General features: G+C 71.3%; 6 protein-coding genes. 4 read left to right on the top strand and 2 right to left on the bottom strand.

Going from position 1 to position 6,485, the window contains the following annotated elements; translation table 11 throughout:
* Positions 1-200: 200 nt before the first annotated feature.
* Both ACFWY6_RS12120 and ACFWY6_RS12115 read left to right on the top strand, forming a co-directional pair.
* A complete protein-coding gene (locus tag ACFWY6_RS12120) occupies positions 201-893 on the top strand; it encodes a demethylmenaquinone methyltransferase (RefSeq protein WP_384688134.1) in 693 nt (230 codons plus the stop codon).
* Positions 894-1,045: 152 nt separating this feature from the next.
* The gene (locus ACFWY6_RS12115; protein ID WP_384688132.1) at positions 1,046-3,649 is read left to right on the top strand and encodes a zinc ribbon domain-containing protein; all 2,604 of its coding nucleotides are present in this window, start codon (positions 1,046-1,048) and stop codon (positions 3,647-3,649) included.
* Here ACFWY6_RS12115 and ACFWY6_RS12110 read toward each other — a convergent pair.
* On the bottom strand, positions 3,639-3,968 hold the full coding sequence (locus ACFWY6_RS12110; RefSeq protein WP_384688130.1) for a PASTA domain-containing protein: 330 nt from the start codon (positions 3,966-3,968) through the stop codon (positions 3,639-3,641). The two genes, ACFWY6_RS12115 and ACFWY6_RS12110, sit on opposite strands and share 11 nt — an antisense overlap.
* 85 nt (positions 3,969-4,053) lie before the next feature.
* Positions 4,054-4,578, bottom strand: coding sequence for a GNAT family N-acetyltransferase (locus tag ACFWY6_RS12105; RefSeq protein ID WP_384688128.1), 525 nt, complete (start codon positions 4,576-4,578; stop codon positions 4,054-4,056).
* Between the two features lie 97 nt (positions 4,579-4,675).
* Here ACFWY6_RS12105 and ACFWY6_RS12100 point away from each other — a divergent pair, with 97 nt between their 5' ends.
* Together ACFWY6_RS12100 and ACFWY6_RS12095 are read left to right on the top strand one after the other, a co-directional pair.
* Positions 4,676-5,965, top strand: coding sequence for a geranylgeranyl reductase family protein (locus ACFWY6_RS12100; RefSeq protein ID WP_266863372.1), 1,290 nt, complete (start codon positions 4,676-4,678; stop codon positions 5,963-5,965).
* A 38-nt stretch (positions 5,966-6,003) separates the two neighbouring features.
* Entirely contained in the window at positions 6,004-6,330 is a 327-nt protein-coding gene (locus tag ACFWY6_RS12095) for a putative quinol monooxygenase (protein WP_384688124.1), read from the top strand.
* Positions 6,331-6,485 lie beyond the last annotated feature (155 nt).

Genomic DNA, 6,485 nt, shown 5'->3' with positions numbered 1-6,485 from the left:
GGTGGTGGTTGGACGATGAGTCAATAACCCCCCGGGCGCGGGGGGCGGCCCCGCCCCGCCCCCCCGGGGCTGCGACATTTGCGGCTCCGCCGCGTGGGCGCGATCAGCCACAACAAACCCGCACCCGCAACAAACACCGCGACACGGCAGACGGGGACGCGCCCGCCAGGGAAGAAGACCGGCCTGACACAATAGGCCGGGTGACCCGCGCCTCCCTGGACAAGCAGCCGCACGAAGTCGCCTCGATGTTCGACGACGTGGCGGAACGGTACGACCTCACGAACGACGTGCTGTCGCTGGGCCAGGCCCGGCTCTGGCGCAAGGAGGTCGCGAAGGCGGTCGACGCGCGCCCCGCGCAGAAGATCCTCGACCTCGCCGCGGGCACGGCGACGTCGTCCCAGCCGTTCGCCCGAGCGGGCGCGTACGTCGTGCCCTGCGATTTCTCGCTCGGCATGCTGCAGGTCGGCAAGGGGCGCCACCCCTGGATGCCGTTCACCGCGGGCGACGCGACGAAGCTGCCGTTCAAGGACGACACGTTCGACGCCGTCACGATCTCCTTCGGGCTGCGCAACGTCCAGGAGACGGACCAGGCGCTGCGCGAGATGTACCGCGTGACGAAGCCCGGCGGCCGGGTCGTCATCTGCGAGTTCTCGCACGCCACGTGGGCGCCGTTCCGCACGGTCTACGAGGAGTATCTGATGCGGGCGCTGCCGCCGGTGGCGCGCGCGGTGTCGTCCAATCCCGACGCGTACGTCTATCTCGCGGAGTCCATCCGCTCCTGGCCCGAACAGCCGGAGCTGGCCGCGCGGCTGCGGGGCGCGGGCTGGTCGAAGGTGGCGTGGCGGAATCTGACCGGTGGCGTGGTGGCGCTGCACCGGGGGTTCAAGGCGTAGCTCCGGGGGCTTCCTGAACGGGAGTTGACGGGAACCGGCCACCGGGCAAGATGTGTCCGTTGATACGACTCTGCCGAACCGCCTCGGGCGCTGCGAGCTCGGTGGGTACGAGTCGGTCCTTCTGGTCATCTCCCCAATGACGGAGCGTTCCCATGGCGTCGCCGCAATGTCCCCAATGCGGGTCTTCCATTCCTGATGAGGCTCGCTTCTGCATGAAGTGCGGGCGGGAGCGGGTGCGGGACACGTCCGTGGACGCGGGGCCCGACGTGCCGCCTGAGGCCGAGTTGGGCGTACCCACAGGGGTTGAGCCCAGCGGCGACGAGGCTGCTGCCGACGCGGAACCGGCGGTCCCTGCCGCGCCCCTCTCACCGCCCCCGCCCCCGCCTCCGCCCGCGCCCGCGTACGTCCCCGCACCGCCGTCGCCGGTGGGTGCCTTCCTGGGGCGGGCGTTTCGTGGGGACTGGGCCGGGGCCGCGCAGGCCGCCTTGTGGCCGGTGGGCCTTGTGCTGATCGCGGCTGTGGCGCTGGCCCTTCCCTCCTACGGGCAGGGGGACGACGGGGATGACGTCCTCGTCGGGTTCGGCACCCGGATGCGGATCGCGCTCGCGCTGCTGCTCCAGGCGGTCGGCGGCGGTTTCGAGATCTCGGGCGGCGAGCGGCAGAAGACGATGTTCGGGGGCGGGAGTTCCGGCGGGGACCTCGCGTTCGACGGCAGCGCCACGCTGCATTTGATCCCGCTGACCGCGACCGCGCTGTGGATCGGGGCCCTCTACATCGGCGTACGCATCCTGCGCAGTCGTGTTCTCCTACGCGGCGGGGGCCACGGAGGCGGCGGCACCGCGGGGCTTGAAGCGGCCCTGCGGGTCACGCTGTTGGTGACCGGCGGGATCCTAGTGCTCGGTCTCTTCGCGCAGCCCGAGATCGAGGGCGTCGAGATCTCCTCGTCGCCCGTGCTCGCCGCGCTCGGCGCGCTCGTCCTCGCGCTCGCCGTCTCCTGCGGTGTGCTGCACCGTGCCGACTTGGGCCAGTGGCTCGCCCAACGCCCCGCCTGGCAGGCGCTGTTCCGCGCCACCGGCACCGCGTTGCGCGCGCTCGCCGTCGTGCTCGTGCTCTGCTCGGTCGTCGCGTTCATCAGCCTCACCCAGATCGACGACCTGGCCGGCGCCATGGACCTCGACGACGCCGATGTGTCGCCGCTGGTCATCGCCCTGCTCGTCCTTCCGAACCTCGGGGTCGCGCTCCTCGGTCTCGGCTGGGGGGCGCCGCTCGACGCGTCGGTGCAGAGCAGCAGTTCGGGGTTCGGCGGGGGCTTCGAGAAGGAGTCGTTCGGCCTCTCCGAGCTGGGTGATGTCACCAACTCCTGGGCCGTCGTGGGCGCGTTGGCGCTCGGGCTTGTCTGCGCGCTGACCCTCGGCGTCCTCGCCGCGCGCCGCTCCGCGCACCGGGGTGAGCAACTGCTCGCCGCCGGAGTCTTCTTCGGTCTCGTCCTGCTGCTCGCCGGGGTCGGTGGCGTCGGCGTCGAGGCGACCGGGAGCGCGTCGTCGGAGTTCGGCGGCGGCATGAGCGGCTCGGGCAACGGCAGCTTCGAGGCGGGCGTGAGCGTGCCGGACGCGCTGCTGTTCGGGCTGCTCTGGGTGTCCGCGGCGGCGTTCGTCGCGCCGTTCCTGCTGCAGATCCTGGGCCAGCGGACGGGGGGTGTCCCGGCGCCGGTCCCGCCGGTCCCGCCGATGCCGGCGGCCGGCCCTGCGGGAACTGGCGCTCTGGGGGCGGGGGTTGCGCCGGATGCCGCCGCGGCGGCATCTGCTGCTGCACCTCCGGCCGGATCTCCGGCTGCACCTCCGGCCGGATCCCCGACTGCACCTCCGGCCGGATCCCCGACTGCACCTCCGGCCACATCCCCCGCACCGGCCGCATCACCTGTACCGAACGCATCACCCGTACCGGCAGCAGCCGCATCCTCCGTACCCGTACCCGTACCCGCAGCCGCACCCCCCGTATACGACCCCCACACCTTCCACCTCGGCCAGCAGCCCCCCAAGCCCCGCAGCCGCGCCGGCCTCTGGGTCGGCACCCTTGCCGCCGCCTTCCTCGTCGGGGGCGGCGCCGCGGCCGGTGTCCTGCTCTGGCAGAGCAACGGCGACGACAAGGGCGACAACGTGGGCAAGGACGACAAGCCCGCCGTCAGCCGCACCGAGCAGCCCGACGGATCGCCGTCCCCCTCGGCCACGCCCACCCCCACGGTCGAGCCGACCGCTACCCCCGACGCCGTGGACGACGACGAGACCTCCGGCGGCCAGGTGCCCGCGGGGTCGGAACTCGTCAGCGACGTCAGCGGCTTCGAGTTCGCCGTCCCCGAGGGGTGGTCCCGGCAGGGTGAGGACCGTCCTGGGCAGATCGTGTACGCCGGGTCGACAGGGCGTGAGGAGTTCCTGATCGGCGTAGTGCCGAACGCCACGTACACCTCGTACGAGAACTTCACGACGATCGAGAAGGACGCCAAGAAGGACCCGGAGAAGTCGGACTACGAGCGGATCCGCCTTGAGCCGAACACCTTCCAGGGCCGCGGCGGCGCCATCTGGGAGTACACCTACACCGACACGTCTGGCCGCGAGATCCACGCGCTGAACCAGAGTTACGTCGCGGACAACGGCACCGAGTACGCCATCCAGCTCTCCTGGCGCGCGGACTTCTGGCCCGCGGGCGAGGGCGAGAAGATCCACCGCATCGCGCTGGAGCACTGGCGGATCAACGGCTGACGCGGCCCGGCTCGTCCAGCTCCCGGAGCAGTCCGCCGTCCGGCGGGGCGGGGCGGCGCGGTTCACGGACCCCCGCGCCGCCGTCGCCCTCGCCGGGCCCGAGTTCGAACCAGACGGTGACGACGGCGTCGCGCGGGATCCACGTGCCGGGGGGCGGGTACTGCCGCACCACGTAGTCGGTGACGGCGAGCCGGAAGTCCGGGAGGTCCGGAGCCACGAGCAGCACGCCGTGCCGCGCGGCCGACTCGCGCGCGTCGACGGCCATGAGCCCGACCAGCCGCGGCACGCGCACTTCGGCAGTACTGGGCGTGTTCGTCACGGATGTCACCCCCCGGGCGGTACCGGAAGGGTAAGCGCCCCGAAGGGGCGCGGGGAACTGCGCGCTCAGCCCAAATGGTGCCGTATCAGAGAACGAGACCGAAGCGATGGCCCTGCCGTTGGCCCCCCGGAAGCGTGAATGTCTCTTCAAGGCGCATGCCGAGGCGGCGTGCGACCGCCACGGACCGCTCGTTACGGGTATCCACCATCGCCACCACATCCGGTATGCCCGCGGCGCGAACCCGCTCAAGGCTCTCCCTCGCGGCAGCGGTGGCGTACCCCTTCCCCCAAGCGGAGCGCGCCAGCCGCCAGCCGATCTCGATCCTGCCCTTGGGGCCCCAGTCGTGGGGCCACGGCTGCGCCCCCGTGAAGCCGATCGGCTCGCCGTCCGCGTCGAGCAACGTCCAGAAGCAGAAGCCCAGTTCGGCGTCGTGTCTGCGCTGCCGGGCCGTCAGCTCCTCGTACACGGACATCTCGGCCGACACGCCGCCGTGGAACTCCATGACGTCCGGGTCGTCGAACAGCCGGTGCCAGACGAAGGCGTCCTCGTCGGTGGGGACGCGCAGCTGTACGGCGGGCAGGGTCTGGTGCGGCGGTGCCTGCTTTGTCACGGGTGGCCCTTCGGCTGGTGGATCAGTACCGCTGCATAGACTGCCCATATCCCGTGCCCGCCGGCACACAGATTTCGAGCCTTGGGGAGAACCCGCCGTGACCGAGCCCCAGCCCCTCACCGAACACACCGCAGATGTGATCGTCGTCGGGGCCGGGCCAGCCGGCTCCACGACGGCCTACTACTTGGCGAAGGCCGGCCTCGACGTACTCCTTCTTGAGAAGACGGCGTTCCCAAGGGAAAAGGTCTGCGGCGACGGTCTGACGCCGCGCGCCACCAAACAGCTCGTCTCCATGGGGATCGACATCTCCGAAGAGGCGGGCTGGCTGCGGAACAAGGGCCTCCGCATCATCGGCGGCGGCGTTCGGCTCCAGCTCGATTGGCCGGAACTCGCCTCCTACCCGAACTACGGCCTGGTCCGTAAGCGCGACGACTTCGACGAGCAGCTCGCCCGGCAGGCCCAGAAGGCGGGCGCGCGCCTGCACGAGCGCTGCAACGTCGGCGCCCCCATCGTCGACGACCGCACCGGCCGCATCACCGGCGTGCACGCCAAGCTCGGCGAGGAGAAGACCCCGGTCACCTTCCACGCGCCGCTTGTGGTCGCCGCCGACGGCAACTCGACGCGGCTCTCCCTCGCGATGGGGCTGCACCGCCGCGACGACCGTCCGATGGGCGTCGCCGTCCGTACGTACTTCACCTCGCCGCGCCACGACGACGACTACCTGGAGTCCTGGCTTGAGCTGTGGGACCGCCGCGGCGCGCAGGACCGGCTGCTTCCCGGCTACGGCTGGATCTTCGGCATGGGCGACGGCACGTCGAACGTCGGGCTCGGCATCCTCGACTCGTCGGCCGCCTTCAAGGAGCTCGACTGGCGCGAGGTGTTGAAGGCCTGGTGCGCCTCGATGCCGGAGGACTGGGGCTACACCCCGGACAACATGACGATGCCGATCCGCGGCGCCGCGCTGCCGATGGCCTTCAACCGCCAGCCGCACTACACCAAGGGCCTGCTTCTGGTCGGCGACGCGGGCGGCATGGTGAACCCGTTCAACGGCGAGGGCATCGCGTACGCCATGGAATCAGGACAGATCGCCGCAGACGTGATCGTCCAGGCCCAGGCCCGTCAGACGCCCGCCCAGCGGGAGTTGGCACTGCAGCGCTACCCGAAGGTCCTCAAGGACACCTACGGCGGCTACTACTCCCTCGGCCGCGCCTTCGTGAAGCTCATCGGCAACCCGAAGGTCATGAAGATCGCGACGCAGCGCGGCCTGACGCACCCGATGCTGATGAAGTTCACGCTGAAGATGCTGGCCAACCTGACCGACCCGACGGGCGGCGACGCGATGGACCGCATCATCAACGGCCTGAGCAAGGTGGCTCCGAAGGCGTAGCGGCGCGGGCGCCGGGCGAGACGGTGCAAAATGGACGCATGATTTTTATTGCCGTCAAGTTCACCGTCCGCCCCGAGTACAGCGACAGCTGGCTGGAGCGGACCGCCGCGTTCACCGCGGCCACGCGCGCGGAGGAGGGCAACCTCTTCTACGACTGGTCCCGCAGCGTCGACGACCCCAACCAGTTCGTCCTCCTGGAGGGCTTCGCCTCGCAGGAGGCGGGCGCGGTGCACGTCGGGTCCGACCACTTCAAGACCGCCATGGAGACGATGTCCGAGCTGATCGCCGCGACCCCGGAGATCATCCACACCGAGATCCCGGGCAGCAGCTGGTCCGCGATGGGTGAGCTCTCCCCGAAGGGCTGACCGAAGGGCTGAGCAAAGGGCTGAGCCTTCACCAGAAGCGCACAGAAGGGGGGGGGGGGGCGGCCGGGGGGGGGGGGGGGGGGGGCGGGGGGGGGGGGGGGGGGCGGGCGCGGCGCGGGCCCGCCCCGCCGCGCGCGCCGCCCGCGCGCGCGCGC

It is taken from the genome of Streptomyces sp. NPDC059037 (assembly GCF_042740015.1).
In the GTDB taxonomy this organism is placed as follows: domain Bacteria; phylum Actinomycetota; class Actinomycetes; order Streptomycetales; family Streptomycetaceae; genus Streptomyces.
The sequence above is the reverse complement of the archived record's forward strand: the minus strand, read 5'-3'. Positions and strand labels throughout refer to the sequence as shown.

Coding starts and splice junctions, on each gene's coding strand:
- ACFWY6_RS12115 (WP_384688132.1), top strand. CDS start 1,046: ATGGCGTCGCCGCAATGTCCCCAATGCGGGTCTTCCATTCCTGATGAG.
- ACFWY6_RS12095 (WP_384688124.1), top strand. CDS start 6,004: ATGATTTTTATTGCCGTCAAGTTCACCGTCCGCCCCGAGTACAGCGAC.